The sequence below is a fragment of the Hydrogenophaga sp. UC242_53 genome, assembly GCF_042696965.1.
In the GTDB taxonomy this organism is placed as follows: domain Bacteria; phylum Pseudomonadota; class Gammaproteobacteria; order Burkholderiales; family Burkholderiaceae_C; genus Hydrogenophaga.
This window is the reverse complement of sequence record NZ_CP170552.1, coordinates 3,761,425-3,782,062: the sequence shown is the minus strand read 5'-3', so window position 1 is coordinate 3,782,062 and position 20,638 is coordinate 3,761,425. Positions and strand designations below refer to the sequence as shown.

General features: G+C 71.1%; 14 protein-coding genes and 1 pseudogene. All 15 read left to right on the top strand.

The window, feature by feature from the left end; genetic code table 11:
• The first annotated feature begins 55 nt into the window (after positions 1 to 55).
• The 15 genes and pseudogenes from ACFJI0_RS18990 (at position 56) to ACFJI0_RS18920 (ending at position 20,634) form a co-directional block, all read left to right on the top strand.
• Positions 56 to 841: a dioxygenase gene (locus ACFJI0_RS18990; protein ID WP_382321878.1), complete on the top strand. Its 786-nt coding sequence runs from the start codon at positions 56 to 58 to the stop codon at positions 839 to 841.
• The gene (ypfH, locus tag ACFJI0_RS18985; protein WP_382321877.1) at positions 838 to 1,467 is read left to right on the top strand and encodes an esterase; all 630 of its coding nucleotides are present in this window, start codon (positions 838 to 840) and stop codon (positions 1,465 to 1,467) included. The genes ACFJI0_RS18990 and ypfH overlap by 4 nt, the downstream gene beginning before the upstream one ends.
• Before the next feature lie 25 nt (positions 1,468 to 1,492).
• Complete coding sequence (locus ACFJI0_RS18980; protein ID WP_382321876.1) at positions 1,493 to 2,653, top strand: glycosyltransferase; 1,161 nt, start codon at positions 1,493 to 1,495, stop codon at positions 2,651 to 2,653.
• Between the two features lie 66 nt (positions 2,654 to 2,719).
• Positions 2,720 to 3,406: a TetR/AcrR family transcriptional regulator gene (locus ACFJI0_RS18975; protein ID WP_291111238.1), complete on the top strand. Its 687-nt coding sequence runs from the start codon at positions 2,720 to 2,722 to the stop codon at positions 3,404 to 3,406.
• Positions 3,403 to 4,302, top strand: coding sequence for an SDR family oxidoreductase (locus tag ACFJI0_RS18970; RefSeq protein WP_382321874.1), 900 nt, complete (start codon positions 3,403 to 3,405; stop codon positions 4,300 to 4,302). The genes ACFJI0_RS18975 and ACFJI0_RS18970 overlap by 4 nt, the downstream gene beginning before the upstream one ends.
• On the top strand, positions 4,295 to 5,899 hold the full coding sequence (locus ACFJI0_RS18965) for an acyl-CoA carboxylase subunit beta (protein ID WP_382321873.1): 1,605 nt from the start codon (positions 4,295 to 4,297) through the stop codon (positions 5,897 to 5,899). Before ACFJI0_RS18970 ends, ACFJI0_RS18965 begins: the two co-directional genes overlap by 8 nt.
• 42 nt (positions 5,900 to 5,941) lie before the next feature.
• Positions 5,942 to 7,113: pseudogene (locus ACFJI0_RS18960) on the top strand (acyl-CoA dehydrogenase family protein).
• On the top strand, positions 7,110 to 7,910 hold the full coding sequence (locus ACFJI0_RS18955; RefSeq protein WP_382154397.1) for an enoyl-CoA hydratase/isomerase family protein: 801 nt from the start codon (positions 7,110 to 7,112) through the stop codon (positions 7,908 to 7,910). Before ACFJI0_RS18960 ends, ACFJI0_RS18955 begins: the two are co-directional and overlap by 4 nt.
• Positions 7,907 to 9,823 carry an acetyl/propionyl/methylcrotonyl-CoA carboxylase subunit alpha gene (locus ACFJI0_RS18950; RefSeq protein ID WP_382321872.1) on the top strand — a complete coding sequence of 639 codons (1,917 nt, stop codon included), beginning with the start codon at positions 7,907 to 7,909 and terminating at the stop codon, positions 9,821 to 9,823. The genes ACFJI0_RS18955 and ACFJI0_RS18950 overlap by 4 nt, the downstream gene beginning before the upstream one ends.
• Positions 9,820 to 10,986: an acyl-CoA dehydrogenase family protein gene (locus ACFJI0_RS18945; protein WP_382321871.1), complete on the top strand. Its 1,167-nt coding sequence runs from the start codon at positions 9,820 to 9,822 to the stop codon at positions 10,984 to 10,986. The genes ACFJI0_RS18950 and ACFJI0_RS18945 overlap by 4 nt, the downstream gene beginning before the upstream one ends.
• Complete coding sequence (locus ACFJI0_RS18940) at positions 10,983 to 11,477, top strand: thioesterase family protein (RefSeq protein ID WP_382154405.1); 495 nt, start codon at positions 10,983 to 10,985, stop codon at positions 11,475 to 11,477. Before ACFJI0_RS18945 ends, ACFJI0_RS18940 begins: the two co-directional genes overlap by 4 nt.
• Before the next feature lie 232 nt (positions 11,478 to 11,709).
• On the top strand, positions 11,710 to 12,954 hold the full coding sequence (locus ACFJI0_RS18935) for an efflux RND transporter periplasmic adaptor subunit (protein WP_382321870.1): 1,245 nt from the start codon (positions 11,710 to 11,712) through the stop codon (positions 12,952 to 12,954).
• Positions 12,955 to 12,969: 15 nt separating this feature from the next.
• Complete coding sequence (locus ACFJI0_RS18930; protein WP_382321868.1) at positions 12,970 to 16,098, top strand: efflux RND transporter permease subunit; 3,129 nt, start codon at positions 12,970 to 12,972, stop codon at positions 16,096 to 16,098.
• On the top strand, positions 16,095 to 19,226 hold the full coding sequence (locus ACFJI0_RS18925) for an efflux RND transporter permease subunit (RefSeq protein ID WP_382321866.1): 3,132 nt from the start codon (positions 16,095 to 16,097) through the stop codon (positions 19,224 to 19,226). Before ACFJI0_RS18930 ends, ACFJI0_RS18925 begins: the two co-directional genes overlap by 4 nt.
• 4 nt (positions 19,227 to 19,230) lie before the next feature.
• Positions 19,231 to 20,634, top strand: a complete 1,404-nt coding sequence (locus ACFJI0_RS18920) for an efflux transporter outer membrane subunit (RefSeq protein WP_382321863.1) — start codon at positions 19,231 to 19,233, stop codon at positions 20,632 to 20,634.
• Positions 20,635 to 20,638 lie beyond the last annotated feature (4 nt).

The window sequence follows — 20,638 nt, the reverse complement described above, 5'->3', positions numbered from 1 at the left end:
TCTCTGGATGTGGAACTTTTAAAGTCCCTCCATCGACCTGTTGAAGGAGCACTTCATGAACCGCCTGCCCACCCTGTTCGTATCCCACGGCGCCCCCACGTTCGCGCTGGAGCCCGGCCTCGCTGGCCCGAAACTGAGCGCGCTCGGGCGCACCCTGCCCACGCCGAAGGCGGTGCTCATCGTCTCGCCGCACTGGATGACGCGCGGCGCGCGCGTGGGCCTGAGCGAGCAGCCCGCCACCATCCACGACTTCGGTGGTTTTCCGCAGCCGCTGTACGAGATCGGCTACCCGGCCACTGGACACGCCGAGCTGGCCCGCCGCACGCTGGACGCGTTGAAGCGCGCAGGCTGGACCGCCCAGGGTGAAGAGCACCGCGGCCTGGACCACGGCGCCTGGGTGCCGCTGCGCTACCTGTACCCGGAGGCCGACGTGCCCGTGTTCCAGGTGTCGCTGCCGCACGGGCTGGACGCGGCCGGTGCCTGGGCTTTCGGGCAGGCGCTGGCCCCCTTGCGCGACGAGGGCGTGCTGGTGATCGGCTCCGGCAGCCTGACCCACAACCTCTACGAGTTCCGCAGCGGGCACGGTGACGACGCGGCCTACGCCACCGAGTTTGTGGCCTGGGTGCGCGAGGCCGTGCAACAAGGCGACAGCCCGCGCGTGCGCCGCACGCTGGACGACGCTCCGCACGCGCAGCGCGCCCACCCGACCACCGAGCACTTCCTGCCGCTGCTGGTGGCGGCTGGGGCGGCGGGCGAGGGCGTCCGCGCCGACGTGATCGATGGCGGCATCACGCACGGCGTGTTGTCGATGGACAGCTTCGTCTTCGGGACCGCGTCATGAGCGACGTCATCCTCATCCAGCAGCCCGCCGTGTCTTCAGGTGCGCTCATCCTGCTGTTCCATGGCGTGGGGGCGCAGCCAGGCGACCTGGTGCCCCTGGGTCAGGCGCTGGCCAAGCGGCAACCCGCGGCCTGGGTGGTCAGCGTGCGCTCGCCGGACCCGGCCGACCTGGGCCGGGGCTGGCAATGGTTCTCGGTGGTAGGCGTCACCGAAGACAACCGGCCCGCGCGCGTGGCCGAGGCCATGCCGCGCTTCGCCGACACGGTGCGGCATTGGCAGCGCCGCAGCGGTGTGGGGGCCGCGCGCACCACGCTGATCGGCTTCTCGCAGGGCGCCATCATGGCGCTGGAGTCCACGCAGCAGGCCCCCGGGCTGGCGGGTGCGGTGGTGTCCATCGCCGGCCGCTTCACGCAGCCCCCGAGGACTGCCCCGGAGGGCACGCGCATCCACCTGATGCACGGCGACGCCGACGCGGTGATGCCGGTGCGGCTGGCGCGCGATGCCGCCGACACGCTGACCCGGTGCCAGGCCGAGGTGACGCTGGACGTGTTTCCTGGGCTCGGACACGGGGTGGATGCCCGCGTGCTGGCCGCCATCGACCAGCGCCTCGCGTTGCCACATCACTGACACACGGGGCCGATCCAATCGGCCCATGCGAACCGTCGACCTGATCTATTTCAATGCCGGTGGCGGCCACCGCGCTTCCGCCCTGGCCCTGGAGGCCGTGCTGCGCGAACAGCCCACGCCCTGGAGCGTGCGGCTGGTCAACCTGTTCGAGGTGCTGGACCCGAAAGCCAAGTTCCAGCAGATGACCGGCAGCGCGCCGGAGGACTGGTACAACCGGCGCCTGGCGCGTGGCTGGACCATCGGCATGGCGCAGGAGCTCAAGCTGCTGCAAGGCCTGATCCGCCTGGCGCACCCCATGCTGCTGCGCCAGCTGCAGCAGCATTGGCTGCGCACCGAGCCCGACCTCGTGGTCTCGCTGGTGCCGAACTTCAACCGCGTGATGCTCGAAAGCCTGGGCGCGTCCTTGCCGGGCGTGCCCTACGCCACCGTGCTGACCGACCTGGCCGATGTGCCGCCGAATTTCTGGATCGAGCGCGACCCGCGCCAGCACGTGGTCTGCGGCACACCGCGCGCGGTGGCGCAGGCGCTCGCCCTGGGCCACGCGCCCGAGCAGGTGCACGCCACCTCCGGCATGATCATCCGGCCCGAGTTCTACCAGCCCATGCGGCTGGACCGCGAGCAGGAGCTGAGCCAGCTCGGGCTCGATCCTTCGCGGCCCACTGGCATCGTGATGTTCGGCGGCCACGGCTCTAAGGCCATGCTGGGCATCGCCGAGCGCCTGAGCGCGAGCACGCAACTGATCCTGATCTGCGGCCACAACAAGGCCCTGGCCGCGCGGCTGCAGGCGCTGCCGCGTGGTGCGCCGCGCTGCGTGGTGGGCTTCAGCACCGAGGTGCCGCGCTACATGCGCCTGGCCGATTTCTTCATTGGCAAACCCGGGCCGGGCAGCCTGAGCGAGGCGGTGCAGCAGGGGTTGCCCGTGATCGTGGTGGACAACGCCTGGACCATGCCGCAGGAACGCTACAACGCGGACTGGGTGCGCGAGAACGGCCTGGGCCTGGTGCTGCGCAGCTTTCGCGGCATCGACGCGGCGGTGGCGCGGCTGCTGGCCGGCCTGGAGGGCCACCGCGCCTGCGTGCGCCGCATGGACAACCGCGCGCTGTTCGAGATCCCGCAGATCCTCGAACGCGTGCTGGACGAGGCGCAGGCCGTGAGAGGGCCGCCGGTTCGCGTGTCCGGCGCGTGACAGGGCTTCTTATTTTTACAAAGCGCCTGCTTGCTGAAAATCAAGCCGGCTGCTATCGTGCCGCGCATGAGCCTGGCCGACACCGATGCCCCCCCCGCCGACGAAGCGCCGCGCCGCCCGCGCGGCCGCCCGCGCAAGACCGCCGATGAGCGCGACGACGGCAACCGCCGCCGCGAGCTGATCGCGGGCGCGGCCCGCCTGTTCCGCCAGCAAGGGTTCGCCGCCACCAGCACGCGCGACATCGCGGCCGCCGTGGGCATGCGCTCGGGCTCGCCCTTCTACCACTTCGAAAGCAAGGATGCCCTGCTCGGCGCGGTGATGCTCGAAGGCATGCAGGGCGCGCTGCAGCGCCAGCAGGCCGCGCTGGCCTTGCTGCCGCCCGGTGCACCGCCGCGCGAGCGCCTGCGCGTGTTGATGCGCAACCACTTCGAGGTGCTGCTCGGGCCCGACAGCGATTTCATTCCCGTGATGCTGTACGAATGGCGCTCGCTCAACACCGCGCAGCGCGGCGAGGTCAACCAGTTGAAGGACCGCTACGAGGGCGACTGGGTGCCCGAGCTGGAAGCCCTGCACGCGCAGGGCCAGCTCGGTGCCGACCCGGTGCTCGCGCGGCTCATGATCTTCGGCGCGCTCAACTGGTCGGCCCAGTGGTACGTGCCGCCCTCGGGCCGCAGCGCCAAGGCGCGCTCGCGCGTCTCGCTCGACGAACTCACCGAATCGGCCTTGAAACTTTTCCTGAAGGAGCCGGCATGAGCACTACCTCCCATTACCGCTCGGCCTTCGCGCCGGGCCTGCTGCACGGCCGCGTGGTCGTGGTCACCGGCGGCGGCTCGGGCATCGGCCGCTGCACCGCGCACGAGCTCGCCAGCCTGGGCGCGCACGTGGTGCTGATCGGGCGCAACCTCGCCAAGCTGCAGGACACCGCCGGCGAGATCGTGAGCGACGGCGGGCGCGCCAGCTTCCACGCCTGCGACATCCGCCAGGAAGACATGGTGCGCACCGTGGTCACGGCCATCGTGGGCGCGCACGGCCGCATCGACGGCCTGGTGAACAACGCGGGCGGCCAGTACATCACGCCACTGGAGAACATCAGCGCCAAGGGCTGGCAGGCGGTGATCGACACCAACCTCACGGGCGGTTTCCTGTTCGCGCGCGAGTGTTACGTGCAGAGCATGCAGGCGCACGGCGGCGCCATCGTCAACATCGTGGCCGACATGTGGGGCTCCATGCCCGGCATGGGCCACAGCGGCGCGGCGCGCGCGGGCATGGTGAACTTCACCGAAACCGCCGCGCTGGAATGGGCGCGCAGCGGCGTGCGCGTGAACGCCGTGGCGCCGGGCTACATCGCCTCGCACGGCATGGACCACTACCCGCCCGAGGCCGGCCCCATGTTGCGCGAGATGCGCGAGACGGTGCCGGCCGGGCGCTTCGGCAACGAGGCCGAAACCTCGGCCGCCATCGTGTTCCTGCTCAGCCCGGCGGCCAGCTTCATCAGCGGCACGGTGCTGCGCGTGGACGGCGCGCGGCCGCAGGTGCGCATGGGCTGGGGCCAGGTGGCCGCGCCGGCCGAGGCGCAGGGCCGCGACGCCGTCAAGCCCTTCGATGGTTTCCATCGTTACGTGACGCCCAAGGTGTTCCAGGATGTTTGAGTCGTCGTTCAACCCCCAGAGCCCGGTGGCGCAGCAAAGGCGCGAAGCCATGCTGGCGCGCATCGCCCAGTTGCGCGCGCTCGAAGACCGCGCCGCGCTGACCTCGGCCAGGTCCAAGCCCGTGTTCGACAAGCGCGGCCAGCTGCTGCCGCGCGAGCGCGTGGCCCTGCTGCTGGACCCGGGCGCGCCCTACGTGCCGCTGTGCGCGCTGGCCGGTTACCTGCAGGACACGAAGGACCCCGAAAAGTCCGTGCCCGGCGGCGGCATGGTGGCCGGCATGGGTTTCATCGGCGGCGTGCGCTGCATGGTGGTGGCCAGCGATTCGGGCATCGACGCGGGCGCGATCCAGGCGCGCGGGCTGGAGAAGATCCTGCGCGTGCAGGAGATCGCGCTGGAGAACAGGCTGCCCTTCGTGCACCTGGTGGAGAGCGCGGGCGCCAACCTCACCAAGTACAAGGTGGAGGGTTTCGTGCACGGCGGCTCGCTGTTCCGCAACCTCGCGCGCCTCTCGGCGGCGGGCATTCCCGTCATCACCGTGCAGCACGGCTCGGGCACGGCGGGCGGCGCCTACATGCCGGGGCTCTCTGACATCGTGATCATGGTGCGTGGCCGTTCGCGCGCCTTTCTCGCTGGGCCGCCCCTGCTGATGGCGGCCACGGGCGAGGTGGCGACGGAAGAGGAGCTCGGTGGCGCCGAGATGCACACCGGCGTGTCGGGCTTGGGCGAGTACCTGGCCGAGGACGACCGGCAGGCCCTGGGCATCGCGAGGGACCTGCTGCAGCGCATCGGCTGGCAGGGCGTTTCGAGGCCCCAGGCCGCCGAGCCGGTGTTCCACCGCGACGAGTTGCTGGGCCTCATGCCCGCCCACCACCGCGAGCCGGTGGACATGCGCGAGGTCATGGCGCGCATCGTCGACGGCTCCGAGCTGCTCGAATTCAAGCCGCTCTACGGTGCCGCCACGCTGTGCGCGCAGGCGCGCATCGGCGGCCATGCGGTCGGCCTCATCAGCAACAACGGCCCGATCGACGTGGCGGGCGCGAACAAGGCCACGCACTTCATCCAGTGGATGTGCCAGCTCGGCCACCCCCTCATCTACCTGCAGAACACCACCGGCTACATGGTGGGCAAGGACAGCGAGCAGGGCGGCATGATCAAACACGGCAGCAAGATGATCCAGGCCGTGACCAACGCCACCGTGCCGCAGATCACCATCCAGTGCGGCGCCTCCTTCGGCGCGGGCAACTACGGCATGTGCGGGCGCGGCTATTCGCCGCGTTTCCTGTTCAGCTGGCCGCAGGCGAAAACCGCCGTGATGGGCGGCGAGCAGGCCGCGCGCACCATGCAGATCGTGGCCGAGGCCGGCATGGCCCGCAAAGGCATCACGCCCGACCCGGCGCAGATGCAGGCCCAGTTCGACCAGATCGTGAACGTGTTCGAAAGCCAGGCCGACGCCTTCCACACCAGTGGCCTGGTGCTCGACGACGGCGTGATCGACCCGCGCGACACCCGCGCCGTGCTCGCCTTCTGCCTGGACACCTGCGCCGAGGCCGCCGCGCGCGAACCCCGGCGCATGCAGTTCGGCGTGGCCCGCATGTAGCCACCCCCGCCCATCCATTCAAAACACCACGGAGACAAGACCATGCAGCTCAGCCACGAACACCGCGAAGTGCAGAAGACCCTCAAGCGCTACATCGACGAGCACATCAACCCGCATGTGGACGAATGGGAAGCGGCCGAGATGATGCCGGCGCACGAGATCTTCAAGGGCCTGGGCAACCTGGGCCTGCTGGGCCTGACCAAGCCCGAGGAATATGGTGGCGCGGGGCTGGACTACAGCTACAGCACGGCCATGGCCGAGACCCTGGGCCACATCCACTGCGGCGGCGTGCCCATGGCCATCGGCGTGCAGACCGACATCGCACGCCCGCCCTCGCGCGTTTCGGCAGCGAGGCACTCAAGCGCGAATTCCTCGCGCCGGCGATCGCGGGCGACATGGTGGGCTGCATCGGCGTGAGCGAGCCCGGCGCGGGCAGCGATGTCTCGGCCATCAAGAGCGTGGCGCGCAAGGACGGCGACGACTACCTCATCAGCGGCCAGAAGATGTGGATCACCAACAGCCTGCAGGCCGACTGGATGTGCATGCTGGTCAACACCAGCGACGGCCCGGCGCACAAGAACAAGAGCCTGGTGATGGTGCGCATGCGCGAGAACGGCAAGCTGGTCAAGGGCATCGAGGTGGCGCAGAAGATCCGGAAGATCGGCATGAACAGCAGCGACACCGGTTTGATCTATTTCGACGAGGTGCGCGTGCCGCAGAAAAACCTGATCGGCACCGAAGGCTCGGGCTTCATCTACCAGATGCAGCAGTTCCAGGAAGAGCGACTCTGGTGCGCGGCCAGCACGCTGCAGAGCCTCTCCAACTGCATCGGCTGGACGGTGGAGTGGGCGCAGGACCGCAAGCTCTTCGGCGCCAGCCTGGCCGACCAGCAGTGGGTGCAGTTCAAGCTGGCCGAGCTCAAGACCGAGGTGGAGAGCCTGCGCGCGCTCACCTACCTGGCGGTGGAGCACTACGTGGCCGGCGAGGACGTGACCGAGTGGGCCACCATGGCCAAGCTCAAGGCCGGCCGGCTCAACCGCATCGTGCCCGACACCTGCCTGCAGTTCTGGGGCGGCATGGGCTTCACCTGGGAGAACAAGGTCTCGCGCATGTACCGCGACGGGCGCCTGGCCTCCATCGGCGGCGGCGCCGACGAGGTGATGATGGGCATCCTGAGCAAGATCATGGGCATCGCCAAGAGGCCGCAGAAGTGAGCGGCGCGGCTTTCCTGGTCGAGCGCGCGGGCGACGTGGAGCGCTGGACGCTCAACGACCCCGCCACACGCAACGCCCTGAGCGACGCCATGGTGGTGGGCCTGTACGAGGCCTGCCTGCGCGCGCAGCAGGACTCGACGTTGCGGGTTGTCATCCTCACCGGCGCGCCGGGCGCGTTCAGCGCCGGTGGCAGCCTGGGCAACTTCGCCAGCGCCATCGGCCAGCCATTGCAGCCCGGCGAGGACGACCCGCTGATCGCGCTGAACCGGGGTTTCGGCGATGTGCTGCACGCGCTCTGCGCGCTGCCGCAGCTGCTGGTGTGCGCGGTGGACGGCGCGGCCATGGGCGGCGGCTTTGGCCTGGTGTGCTGCGCGGACCACGTGATCGCCACCGAAGGCTCCAGCTTCGCCACGCCCGAGGTGACGCTGGGCCTGCCGCCCGCGCAGATCGCGCCCTTCGTCTGGCAGCGCCTGGGCGACGCGGCCGCGCGCCAGTGCCTGCTGCAAGGCCGCGCATACCGCGCGGCCGACGCGCAGGCGCTCGGCCTGGTGGACGAGGTGGTGCCCGATGGCGCGCTGGCCGCCGCGCTGCCCGAACGAGTGCAGGCGATGAAGCGCGCCGCGCCCGGCGCCGTCGCCAGCACCAAGCGCCTGCTGCAGCGCCTGCGCGGCGACACACCGGACTTGCGCGACGAAGCCGCCATCGCCTTTGCCAGCGCGCTGCGCGGCCCGGAGGCGGCCGGTGGTCTGGCCGCTTTCGCGAAGAAACAGCCCGCGCCCTGGGCCCCGAAGCCATGAAGCGCCTGCTCATCGCCAACCGCGGCGAGATCGCCCGCCGCATCATCCGCACCGCACACGCCATGGGCATCGAGACCGTGGCCGTGTTCTCCGAACCCGACGCGGGCGCCCTGCACGTGCGCGAAGCCACCAGCGCCTACGCGCTCGGCGGCGCGGCCTCGGCCGATTCCTACCTGCGTGTGGACCGCCTGCTCGACGCCGCCGTGCGCACCGGGGCCGACGCCGTGCACCCGGGCTACGGTTTCCTGAGCGAGAACGCCGACTTCGCGCAGGCCGTGATCGACGCCCGCCTCACCTGGGTCGGCCCGCCGCCGGCGGCCATCCGCGCGCTGGGCAGCAAGTCCGCCGCCAAGGCGCTGGCTGTGCAACACGGTGTGCCCTGCCTGCCCGGTTACTTCGGCGACGAGCAGCGCGAAGACACCTTCGTGGCCGAGGCGCAGCGCGTCGGTTTCCCGCTGATGGTCAAGGCCGTGGCCGGCGGTGGGGGGCGCGGCATGCGCCTGGTGCACGAGGCCGCGCAGCTGCTGCCCGCGCTCAAGGGCGCGCGCTCGGAGGCGCTGGCGGGTTTTGCCAACGGCGACCTGCTGATCGAACGCGCCCTGCTGCGCCCGAGGCACGTGGAGGTGCAGGTGTTCGCCGACGCCCACGGCCACTGCGTGCACCTGGGCGAGCGGGACTGCTCGGTGCAGCGCCGGCACCAGAAGATCATCGAAGAAGCGCCGAGCCCGGCCGTCTCGCCCGAGCTGCGCGAACAGCTGGGCCGCTGCGCCGTGGCGCTGGCCCAGGCCGCTGGCTATGTGGGTGCGGGCACGGTGGAATTCCTGGTGGAGGGGAACGAGTTCTTCCTGATGGAGATGAACACCCGACTGCAGGTGGAACACCCCGTGACCGAAGCGCTCACTGGCTTGGATCTTGTGGAATGGCAGCTGCGCGTCGCGCGTGGCGAGCCGCTGCCGCTGGCGCAGGACGCCATCACCTTCCACGGCCACGCCATCGAGGTGCGCCTGTGCGCCGAAGACGAGTACTACACGCCGCACACCGGCCACGTGCGGCACTTCGCCGAGCCGCCCCTGCCGAGCGGCCTGCGCTTCGACCACGCGCTGGAAACCAGCAGCGAGATCACGCCGCACTACGACGCCATGCTCGGCAAGCTGATTGCCCACGCGCCCACCCGAAGGGAGGCAATCGACCGCCTGGCCCACGCGCTGGACCAGACCCTGGTGCTGGGCCTGCCCACCAACCGCGCCTTTCTCGCGGCCTGCCTGCGCCACCCCGTGTTCCACGAAGGCGGCGCGCTCATCCCCTTCCTGGCCGAAGAGGGCGACACCGTGCGCGCCATGCTGCTGCACCCACCCGACGCCGTGCTGGCCGGTGTGCTCGCGGCGGTGTTCGGTGCGCAGGCGCCCGCCACCGCGTTGCCATGCCCCTTCGCCCGCCCGCTGCGCTGGTTGCACGGCGACCAGGTGCTGGACCTCGCGGTGCAGGAACAAGGGCAGGACGCGCTGAGCGTGGCCTGGGGCGAGCGCACCGTGCCCGCCCGCGTGGCCCCGGGCCGTGTGGTCATCGGCGGTGTCACCTGGGCCGTGAGCGCCGCGCCGCTGGGCGCGGGCCGCTGGCAGGTGCAGGCCGGTGCGCACACCCTGTCGCTCACCGATCTCAGCCTCGCGCCGCGCGAGCGCGCGGGCGGTGCGTCCGCCGCGCGCGAACTGCGCGCGCCCTTCAACGGCAAACTGATCGCGGTGCACGCGCAACCGGGGGCGGTCATCGCCAAGGGCGAACCGCTGCTGGTCATCGAATCCATGAAGCTCGAACACACCCTGGCCGCGCCGCGCGACGTGACCGTGGAAGCGCTCTCGGTGGTGGCGGGCCAGCAGGTCGCGCCCGGGCAATTGCTGGTGACCTTCGCCGCATGAACACCACCGACCTCTCCGCCTTCACCGCCGAAGACCGCGCCGCGCTGGTCGACACCGTGCGGCGTTTCGCCACGCAGGCGATCGCGCCCCACGTGCCCGCCTGGGAAGACGCGGGCGAACTGCCGCGCTCGCTGCACCGCGAGGCCGCCGACATCGGCCTGCTCGGCCTGGGCTACCCCGAGCCCCTGGGTGGCACACCCGCGCCCTGGAGCGCGCGCAACGCCATGTCGCGCACGCTTGCCCGGTACGGCGGCAGCGGCGGCGTGATGGCCAGCCTGTTCACCCACAACATCGGCCTGCCGCCCGTGCTCGCGCACGGCACGCCCGAGCTGCAGCAGGAGGTGATTCCGCCTGTGCTGCGCGGCGAGAAGATCGCGGCCCTGGGCATCACCGAGCCCGGGGGCGGCTCCGACGTGGCGGCCCTGCGCACCACCGCGCGGCTCGAAGGCGACGAGTACGTCATCGATGGCGAAAAGGTGTTCATCACCTCCGGCATGCGCTGCGACTGGATCACCCTCGCGGTGCGCACCGACCCGCAGAGCAAGGGCGCGAGCGGCATCTCCATGCTCGTGGTGCCCTGCGATGCCCCGGGCATCTCGCGCAGCGCGCTGCAGAAGATGGGCTGGCTGTGCTCGGACACCGCGCACCTGCGCTTCGACGGCGTGCGCGTGCCCGCGCGCCACCGCCTGGGCGCCGAGGGCGCGGGTTTTCGCATGATCATGGGCAACTTCAACGGCGAGCGCCTGGCCCTGTCCGCCATGGCGCTCGGCTTCGCCGAGGCCTGCCACGACGAAGCCCTGGCCTGGGCCCGGCAGCGCAGCACCTTCGGCGCGCCGCTCATCGAGCGCCAGGTGATCCGCCACAAGCTGATGGACATGCAGATGCGCATCCGCTCCACCGAAGCCTGGCTGGAGGCGCTGGGCGCGCGCGTGGACGCGGGCGACGACGGCGGCGACTGGGTGGCGAACGTCTGCCTGCTCAAGAACCACGCCACGCAGACCATGCAGTTCTGCGCCGATGCCGCGGTGCAGATCCTCGGCGGCATGGGCTACATGCGCGGCACCGTGAGCGAGCGCGTCTACCGCGAAGTGAAGGTGATGATGATCGGCGGCGGCGCCGAGGAAATCATGAAGGAACTGGCCGCACGACAATGGGGACTATGAGCAAACACACCGCCGCCACTTCTTCCGCGCCGACCGAGTTCGAGCCCGAGTTCATCGCCGTGCTCAAGGACCTGTTCGAGAACAAGATCGTCTTCAACAAGGTGCTGGGCCTGAAGATCGAGGACATCCGCCCCGAGCGCGTGACCGCGCGCATCGACATGAAGGCCGACCTGATCGGCCACTACCAGCACGGCCGCGTGCACGGCGGCGTGGTCAGCGCCGCGCTCGACGCCATGGGCGGCCTGGCCTGCATTGCCGCCAACGGCGCGCGCCACATGAACGAGGAGCCGATGCAGCGCCTGCAGCGCTTCGCCAAGCTCGGCACCATCGACCTGCGCATCGACTACCTGCGCCCTTGCGTGGGCGAGTACTTCAAGCTGAGCGCCGAGGTGCTGCGGCTGGGCTCGAGGGTGGCGAACACGCGCATGGCGTTCGAGGGGGCGGATGGCAAGCTGTTGTGTGTGGGGGCGGGGGCTTACATCGTTTCTTGAAGAAGGGGCGGTGCGCTCGGCCTTCTCCCAGGGTCGGCAGACTTGGCGTGATGTGAAGTGAACCTTCCACGCCGGCCGCGGTCAGACGCCGTTACAAGCAGTTGCGAATGGCTATCATCTGTCGTTCGTGCCTGCTCTCACGCAGCCAGCGTCGACGCCGCCAGAGAGGCCGGTGTTCGACCAGCCACCGGCCCGCTTTTCGCCTCTCCCTTTCGCCTTTCCACACGTTTTCATGTCCGCACCTGAGCCTTCTTCCGCCGCTGCGCACTCGCCTTCCCGTCTGTCCTGGCCGCGCCGGCTGTTGTGGCTGGGCCTGTTCCTGGGCGTCGGCTTCGCGGCCTGGTGGTTCCTGCTGCGCCCGCCGCCACAAGCCCCCGCCGCACCCAGCGCCTGGCGCGGCCCGGTGGCGGTGCGGGTGGAGCCGGCGCGCACCGAAGACTTCACGGTGCAGGCCCGCGCCGTCGGCACGGTGGCGCCGTACAACACGGTGACGGTGCGCAGCCGGGTGGACGGCCAGCTGGCTCGCGTGCTGGTGCGCGAAGGGCAGAAGGTGGCGCGCGGTCAGTTGCTGGCCGAGATCGACCCCGAGCCCTTGCGCGTGGCGCTGGCGCAGGCGCAGGGCCAGCAGCAGCAGAACCTGGCCCAGCTGCGCAACGCCGAGAGCGAACTGGCCCGCTATGAAGGTCTTTTCAAGCGCGACGCCGTGGCCCGCCAGGTGCTGGACCGCCAGGCCGCGCTGGTGCAGCAGCTGCGCGGCACGCTGAAATCCGACGAGGCGCAGGTGGACAACGCGAAGCTGCAGCTCTCCTACACGCGCATCGTGGCGCCCATCGCCGGCCGCATCGGCCTGCGCCGGGTGGACGCGGGCAACCTGCTGTCGGCCAACGACGCCAACGGCCTGTTCACGCTGACGCAGACGCAACCGGTGTCGGTGGTGTTCAGCGTGCCTGAGCCGCAGGTGGCCGAGGTGCGCGCCGCGCACGACGGCAAGAACCCGCCTCCCGCCGAGGCCTGGGACCGGGACAACCGAACCCGCCTGGCCCTGGGCCGGCTGGACACGCTGGACAACCAGATCGACGCGGCCACGGGCACGCTGCGGCTCAAGGCGCGTTTCGAGAACGCGGACGACGCGCTGTTTCCCAACCAGTTCGTGAACGTGCGCCTGGCGCTGCGCCAGCTGCCCGGCGCGGTGACGATTCCCACCGACGCGGTGCAGCACGGCTCGCGCGGCAGTTATGTGTATGTGATCGCCGAGAACAAGGCCCAGGTGCGCGACCTCACGCTCGGCCCCGCCAGCGGCGGGCGCACCGTGGTGCTCAAGGGCCTGGTCAGCGGCGAGCCGGTGGTGCTCGAAGGCCTGGACCGCCTGGAGAACGGCCGCGCGGTGAACGTGGTGCAGGCGGCGGCGCTGCCCGCCGGTTCGCCGCTGGCGCCGGAACCCGATCAGCCGGTGGCGCCCGCCACCCCGGCGCGCTGACGGGGGCGTTCGCCGATGTCTTCCGCCGCCGCCCCCCTCTCGCTCTCGCGCCCCTTCATCCTGCGGCCGGTGGCGACCTCGCTGCTGATGCTGGCCGTGCTCATCGCCGGCCTGCTGGCCTGGCGCCAGCTGCCGGTGTCGGCGCTGCCCCAGGTGGACTACCCGGTGATGCAGGTGTTCACCTTCCAGCCCGGTGCCAGCCCGGACGTGACGGCGCGCACCGTCACCGCGCCGCTGGAGCGCCGGCTCGGGCAGATCCCGGGCTTGTCGCAGATGTCGTCCACCAGCTCGGGTGGCGCTTCGGTGATCACCCTGAAGTTCGCCCTGGAGGTGGACCTGGGCGTGGCCGAGCAGGACGTGCAGGCCGCGCTGCAGAGCGCCAACAGCCTGTTGCCGTCGGACCTGCCCGCGCCGCCGATCTACCGCAAGGTGAACCCGGCGGATGTGCCCATCCTCACGCTGGCCATCGGCTCGGACACACTGCCGCTGCCGCGCGTGGTGGACATGGTGGACACGCGCATGGCGGGCCAGCTGTCGCGCCTGCCGGGCGTGGGCCTGGTGAGCCTGGCGGGTGGGCAGCGCCCGGCCATCCGAGTGCAGGCCAACAGCCGCGCGCTCGCCGCCAACGGCCTCACGCTGGAAGAGCTGCGCACCGCGATCGCCGCGGCCAACAACAACCAGCCCAAGGGCAGTTTCGACGGCCAGTTGCGCAGCACCATGCTGGACGCGAACGACCAGCTGCGCTCGGCGGCCGAGTACCAGCGGCTCATCGTGGCCTGGCGCGATGGCGCGCCGCTGCGGCTGGCCGACGTGGCCCAGGTGGAAGAGGGCGCGGAAGACCGTTTTCTCGCGGCCTGGGCCGGCATGGCCTGCGCCGAGGGGCAGAGCAGCGGCTGCGGCCTCGCGCCCGCGGTGCTGCTGAACATCCAGCGCCAGCCCGGCGCCAACGTGATCGCGGTGGCGGACCAGGTGCGCGCGCTGCTGCCACAGCTCACGGCCACGCTGCCGGCGAATGTGAAGGTGCAGATCGTGTCGGACCGCACCGAAAGCATCCGCGCCTCGGTGCGCGACGTGCAGAAGGAGCTGCTGTTCGCCATCGCGCTGGTGGTGATGGTGACCTTCGTTTTTCTGCGCACGCTGCCGGCCACGCTGATTCCCAGCGTGGCGGTGCCGCTCTCGCTGGTCGGCACCTTCGCCGCCATGCTGTTGCTGGGCTATTCCCTCAACAACCTGAGCCTGATGGCGCTGACCATCGCCACCGGCTTCGTGGTGGACGACGCCATCGTGATGCTGGAGAACATCGCGCGCCACCGCGAGGAAGGCGCGGGCCCGATGGAAGCCGCGCTCAAGGGCGCGAGCGAGATCGGCTTCACCCTGGTCTCGCTCACGGTCTCGCTGGTGGCGGTGCTGATTCCGCTGCTGTTCATGGCCGACGTGGTGGGTCGCCTGTTCCACGAGTTCGCGGTCACGCTGGCGGTGGCGATCGCCATCTCGCTGGTGGTCTCTCTCACGCTCACGCCCATGATGGCCGCGCGCATGCTCAAGCAGGCGCCCGCGCACGCGCAAGGCCGGCGCGACTGGCTCAGCGGCACCATCGAGCGCTACGGGCGCGGGCTGGACTGGGTGCTGGCGCGCCAGCCGCTGGCGCTGCTGGCCATGGCCGCCACGCTGGTGCTCACGGCGCTGCTCTACCTGGCCGTGCCCAAGGGCTTCTTCCCGGTGCAGGACGCGGGCGCGATCCAGGTGGTGACCGAGGCGCCACAGAGCGTGTCCTTCGGCGCCATGGCCGAACGGCAGCAGGCGCTGGCCCAGGCGCTGCTGGCCGAGGCGCCGGTGCGGAGCCTCTCGTCCTTCATCGGCGTGGACGGCAGCAACGCCACGCTCAACAGCGGGCGCATGCTGCTCACCCTGGCACCGCACGCACAGCGCTCGGTGTCGGCCGGCGAACTGATCGAGCGGCTGCGTGAGCGCGCGCGCGACGTGGGCGGCATCGAGGCCTGGTTCCAGCCGGTGCAGGAACTCGGCATGGAAGACCGCATCAGCCGCACGCAGTACCAGTTCACGCTGAGCTCGCCCGACAGCGCGCTGCTGGGCGAGTGGACCGGGCGTTTGCTGGCCGCCTTGAAAGAGCGGCCCGAGCTGATCGACGTGGCCAGCAACCTGCAGCGCGAAGGCCTGCAGGCCTACCTGGAAATCGACCGCGACGCGGCGGCCCGCCTGGGCCTGCGCATGGGCGACATCGCCTCCGCGCTGCAGAGCGCGTTCGGCCAGCGGCAGGTGAGCACGCTGTTCACGCACGCCAGCCAGTACCGCGTGGTGCTGGAGAGCGACGACGCGAAACAGGGTGGCCTGCAGGCGCTGGAGGGGGTGTACGTGCAGCCCGCCGGGGGCGGAGCCGACGCGAAGCCGGTGCCGCTGTCGGCCGTGGCGCGCGCGGTGGAGCGGCGCGCGCCGCTGGCCATCGAGCACCAGGGCCAGTTCCCGGCGGTCACGCTGTCGTTCAACCTCGCGTCCGGGCATTCGCTGGGCGAGGCCGTGGCCGCCATCGAAGCCGTGCAGCGGCAGGTGGAATTGCCCGTGGCCGTGGAACTGGCCTTCCAGGGCGCGGCCGAGAGTTTCCGCAATTCGCAGGCGAACACGCTGTGGCTGATCCTGGCCGCCGTGGTGGTGATGTACCTGGTGCTGGGCATGTTGTACGAGAGCGCGGTGCACCCGCTCACCATCCTGTCCACGTTGCCCTCGGCCACCGTGGGCGCGCTGGCCGCGCTGCTGCTGGCGGGCCGGCCGCTGGACCTGATCGCGGTGATCGGCATCGTGCTGCTGATCGGCCTGGTGAAGAAGAACGGGATCATGATGGTGGACTTCGCGCTGGACGCGCAGCGCCGCCTGGGCCTCTCACCGCGCGAGGCCATCCACCGCGCCGCGCTGCTCCGCTTCCGCCCCATTCTCATGACCACGCTGGCCGCGCTGTTCGGCGCCATCCCGCTCATGCTGGCCAACGGTTCGGGCGCCGAACTGCGCCAGCCGCTGGGCATCGTGATGGTGGGCGGGCTGATCGTGAGCCAGGTGCTCACGCTGTTCACCACGCCGGTGGTCTACCTGGCGTTCGACCGGCTGGCGCGCCGGCGCACCGAGATGGCATGAACGCGCTGGCCCGCTTCTTCATCCGCCGCCCCATCGGCAGCGTGATGCTGGCCGTCGGCATCGTGCTGGTGGGCCTGCTGGCGTGGCGGCTGCTGCCGGTGTCGCCGCTGCCGCGCGTGGATTTTCCGGTGATCCAGGTGCGCGCCAGCCTGCCCGGCGCCAGCCCCGAGAGCATGGCCTCCACCGTGGCCGCGCCGCTGGAGCGCGCGCTGGGCAGCATCGCGGGCGTGGCGAGCATCCGGTCCAGCAGCAACCAGGGCAGCACCAGCGTCACGCTGCAGTTCAACCTGGACCGCGACATCGACGAAGCCGCGCGCGAGGTGCAGGCCGCCATCAACGCCTCGCGCGGGCAGCTGCCCTCGGGCATGACGGGCAACCCGAGCTACGTCAAGGTCAACCCCTCGCAGGCGCCCATCATGGCGCTGGCGCTCTCATCGCCCCGGCTGCCGTCGTCGGCGCTGTACGACAACGCCTCCACCGTGCTGGCGCAGAAGCTCGCGCAGATCGTGGGCGTGGGTGAGGTCACGGTGGACGGCTCGTCGCTGCCCGCCGTGCGCGTGCAGGCGAAACCCGAGGCGCTGTCGCACCGCGGGATGTCGCTGGACGACGTGCGCCAGGCCATCGCCCAGGCCAACGCCTGGCGCCCGCTCGGCCAGACCGAGCAGGGCGGCCAGCGCTGGCAGATCGCGCTGCCCGAGCCGCTGCGCTCGGCGGCGGATTTCTCCCAATTGGTGGTGCGCAACGAAGGCGGGGCGCTGGTGCGCCTGGCCGACGTGGCCGAGGTGACGGACTCGGTGGAAAACCGCTACACCGCCGGATACCACAACGACAGGCCCGCCGTGGTGCTGCTGGTGAGCCGGCGCGCGGGCGCCAACATCGTGCAGACCATCGACGCCATCCACGCCCAGATGCCGCAACTGCGCGCGCTGCTGCCGGCCGACACCGAGCTGCGCGTGGTCATGGACCGCTCACCCGGCATCCGCGCCACGCTGCGCGAGGCGCAGTTCACGCTGGTGCTGTCGTGCGTGCTGGTGATGGCGGTGGTTTGGGCCTTCCTGGGCAGCGTGCGCACCGCGCTGATTCCGGCGCTGGCCCTGCCGGTCTCGCTGATCGGCGCGTTCTCGGTGATGTGGTGGCAGGGCTTCTCGCTCAACAACCTCTCGCTCATGGCCCTGATCGTGGCCGCCGGTCTGGTGGTGGACGACGCCATCGTGGTGCTGGAGAACATCCAGCGCCACATCGAGCGGGCGCGTGCGGCGCAGGCCGCGAACGGCCAGCGCGAGGTGGGGCGGCGCACGGTCTGGCGCGCGGCCTTCACCGGCGCGGGCGAGGTGGGCTTCACGCTGCTGGCGATGAACCTGGCGCTGATCGTGGTGTTCATCTCCATCCTGTTCATGGGCGGTGTGGTGGAGCGCTTGTTCCGCGAGTTCTCGATCACGCTGGTGGCGGCCATGCTGATCTCGCTGGCGGTGTCGGTCACGCTCACGCCCGCGCTGTGCGCGCACGGCCTGCCGGCCGGCCCGCCCAAGCCGCCAGGCCCGCTGGCGCGCGGCATCGCCAGCCTGCTGGCCGACGTGCAGGCGGGTTACGCGCGCAGCCTGGGATTCGCGCTGCGCCACCGCGTGTTGACCCTGTTGTTGCTGGCCGGCACTGTGGCCCTCAACGTGTGGCTCTACGTGGCGATTCCCAAGGGCATGCTGCCGCAGCAGGACACCGGCCAGCTCGGCGGCTTCGTGCGCGGCGACGACGGTTTTTCGTTCCAGGGCATGCAGCCCAAGGTGGAGGCTTTTCGCGGCCTGCTGGTGGCCGATCCCGCCGTGGCCGACGTGACGGGCGTGAGCGGCGGGCGCACCGGCACCAGCAACTCCTGGTTCCGCATCCGCCTCAAGCCCCTGGCGGAGCGCGGCGAGCCCGCCTCGGCCGTGGTGGCGCGCCTGCGCGCCAATGCCCCGCAGATCGCCGGCGGCGTGCTGTTCGTGAACGTGGACCAGGACATCCGCCTCTCCAGCGGCGGCGGCGACAACGAGTACCTGTTCGTCATGCGCTCCGATTCGCTGCAGGACCTGCGCGGCTGGACCAAGCCGGTGGGCGAAGCGCTGCGCGCGCTGCCCGAGCTGACCGACGTGGACTTCGGCGCCGGCGAGGACGCGCAGCAGGTCGTGCTGAACGTGGACCGCGAGGCCGCGCGCCGACTCGGCGTGCGCATGGACACCGTGACGACGGCCCTGAACAACGCGTTCTCGCAACGCCAGGTGCGCACGCTGTACGACCCGCTGAACCAGTACCGCGTGGTGATGGAGGCCGACCCACGCGGCAACAGCGAGCCTTCCGCGCTGAACCAGGTGCAGCTGCTCAACGACGCGGGGGAGCGCGTGCCGTTCAGCGCCATCGCCACCTGGCGCTACGGCCTCACGCGCGACCGCGTGCAGCACGACGCCCAGTTCGCCTCCGCCGGCATCAGCTACGCGCTGGCGCCCGGCGTGAGCCTGCAGCAGGCGCAGCAGGCGATCGACCGCGCCGTCAACGGCCTGCTGCTGCCCACCAGCATCTCTACCGGCGAGCGGGCAGGCGACCCCAACAGCCTGCAGGCCACGCTCAAGCGCCAGCCCTGGCTGATCCTGGCCGTGCTGGTCACGGTCTACCTGGTGCTGGGCATGCTGTACGAAAGCACGCTGCACCCGCTGACCATCCTGTCCACGCTGCCCTCGGCCGGCGTGGGCGCGCTGCTGGCGCTGCGCATCTCGGACACCGAGTTCAGCCTGATCGCGCTGCTCGGGCTGTTCCTGCTGATCGGTGTGGTCATGAAGAACGCCATCCTGATGATCGACTTCGCGCTCGCCGCGCAGCGCACGCGCGGGCTGGCGCCGCAGGCCGCCATTCACGAAGCCGCCTTGCGCCGCCTGCGCCCCATCCTCATGACCAACCTGGCCGCGCTGCTGGGCGCGGTGCCGCTGGTGCTGGGCCTGGGCGAGGGCTCGGAATTGCGCCGCCCGCTGGGCATCGCCATCATCGGCGGCCTGGCCGTGAGCCAGCTGCTCACGCTCTACACCACGCCCGTGGTCTACCTCGCGCTCGAGCGCCTGCGCCGCCGTGTGCAAGGCCCAAGCCCGGTGGCCCAGACCGCCTGAACCCATGTCCTTTTTCTTGTTTCCATCCCGCTTCGCGCTCGCCGCCCTGCCGTTGCTGCTGGCGGCGTGCGCCACCAGCACCGACTACCGCGCCCCCGAGATCGCGCTGCCCGCCAGCTTTCAGCACGCCGGCACCGAGCCGACGGCTGCCGTGATCCAGCCCGATTGGTGGACCGTGTACGCCGACGCCGAACTCGACCGGCTGCTGCGCCGCGTGGGCGAGGCCAACGCCGAGCTGGCCCAGGCCGAGGCGCGCTGGCGCCAGGCGCTGGCGCAGGTGGATGCCGCGCGCGCGCTGGCGCTGCCGCAGATCGGCGCGGGCGCTTCCGTGACACGCAGCGGTGGCAACGCGGCCGCTGGCGCCAACGCCGGCACGCGCCAGCTGTACGCGACCGGTCTGGACCTGTCCTGGTCGCCCGACCTCTGGGGTCGAGTCGCGCTTTCGCGGCAGGCCGCCACGGCCAGCGCCGAGGCACAGGCCGCGCTGGTGGACGCCGCGCGCCTGGCGCTGCAGCTGGCGGCCGCGCAAGGCTATGTGCGGCTGCGCGCGCTGGACGCGCAGCTGGCGCTGCAGGCCCAGGCGGACGTGGCCTACGCGCGTTCACTGCAGGTCACGCAGCTGCAATACGAAGCCGGCCTGGTGGCGCGTGCCGACGTGATCCAGGCCGAAACACAGCTGCAGTCGCTGCGCACACAGGTGTTCACCCTGCAGCGCCAGCGCGCGCTGGAAGCCAACGCGCTGGCGCTGCTGGCGGGTTCCACGCCCAGCGACTACCCGATGGCCGCGCGCGACGGAGGGCTGCCGGTGGTGCCCGCGATTCCCGCGGCCTTGCCCGGTGAGTTGCTGCGCCGCCGCCCCGACCTGGCCGCCGCCGAGCGCGCGCTCGCCGCCGCGCACGCGCGCCTGGGCGTGGCGCAGCGCGCCTGGCTGCCCGACCTGACGCTCTCGGCCAGCGGCACCCTGCAGGCCAGCAGCTGGTCCCGCCTGCTGGACGCGCCCGCGCGCGTGTGGTCGCTCGGCCCGCAACTCGCGGCCACGCTGTTCGATGGCGGCACGCGCCGCGCCGATGAAGCCACCTTCCTCGCCGCCTACGACGAGCAGGCCGCGGCCTGGCGCGGTGGCGTGCTCTCGGCTGTGCGCGAAACCGAGGACGCGCTGGTGCAACTGGCCACGCTGGCCGAGCAGGACCGCCAGCAACAGCAGTTGGTGACGCTGGCCAGCGAGAACGAGCGCGTGGTGGGCTACCGCTACGAGGCCGGTGAGATCAGCTTCCTGGAGGTGGCAACCGCGCAGAACCTGGCGCTGTCGGCGCGCCGCGCGGCGCTCGACGTGCAGGCCGAACGGCTGGCGGCCAGCATGGCGCTGGTGGCCGCATTGGGCGGCGGCTGGCAGGCGACTGCGCGCTGAGTCG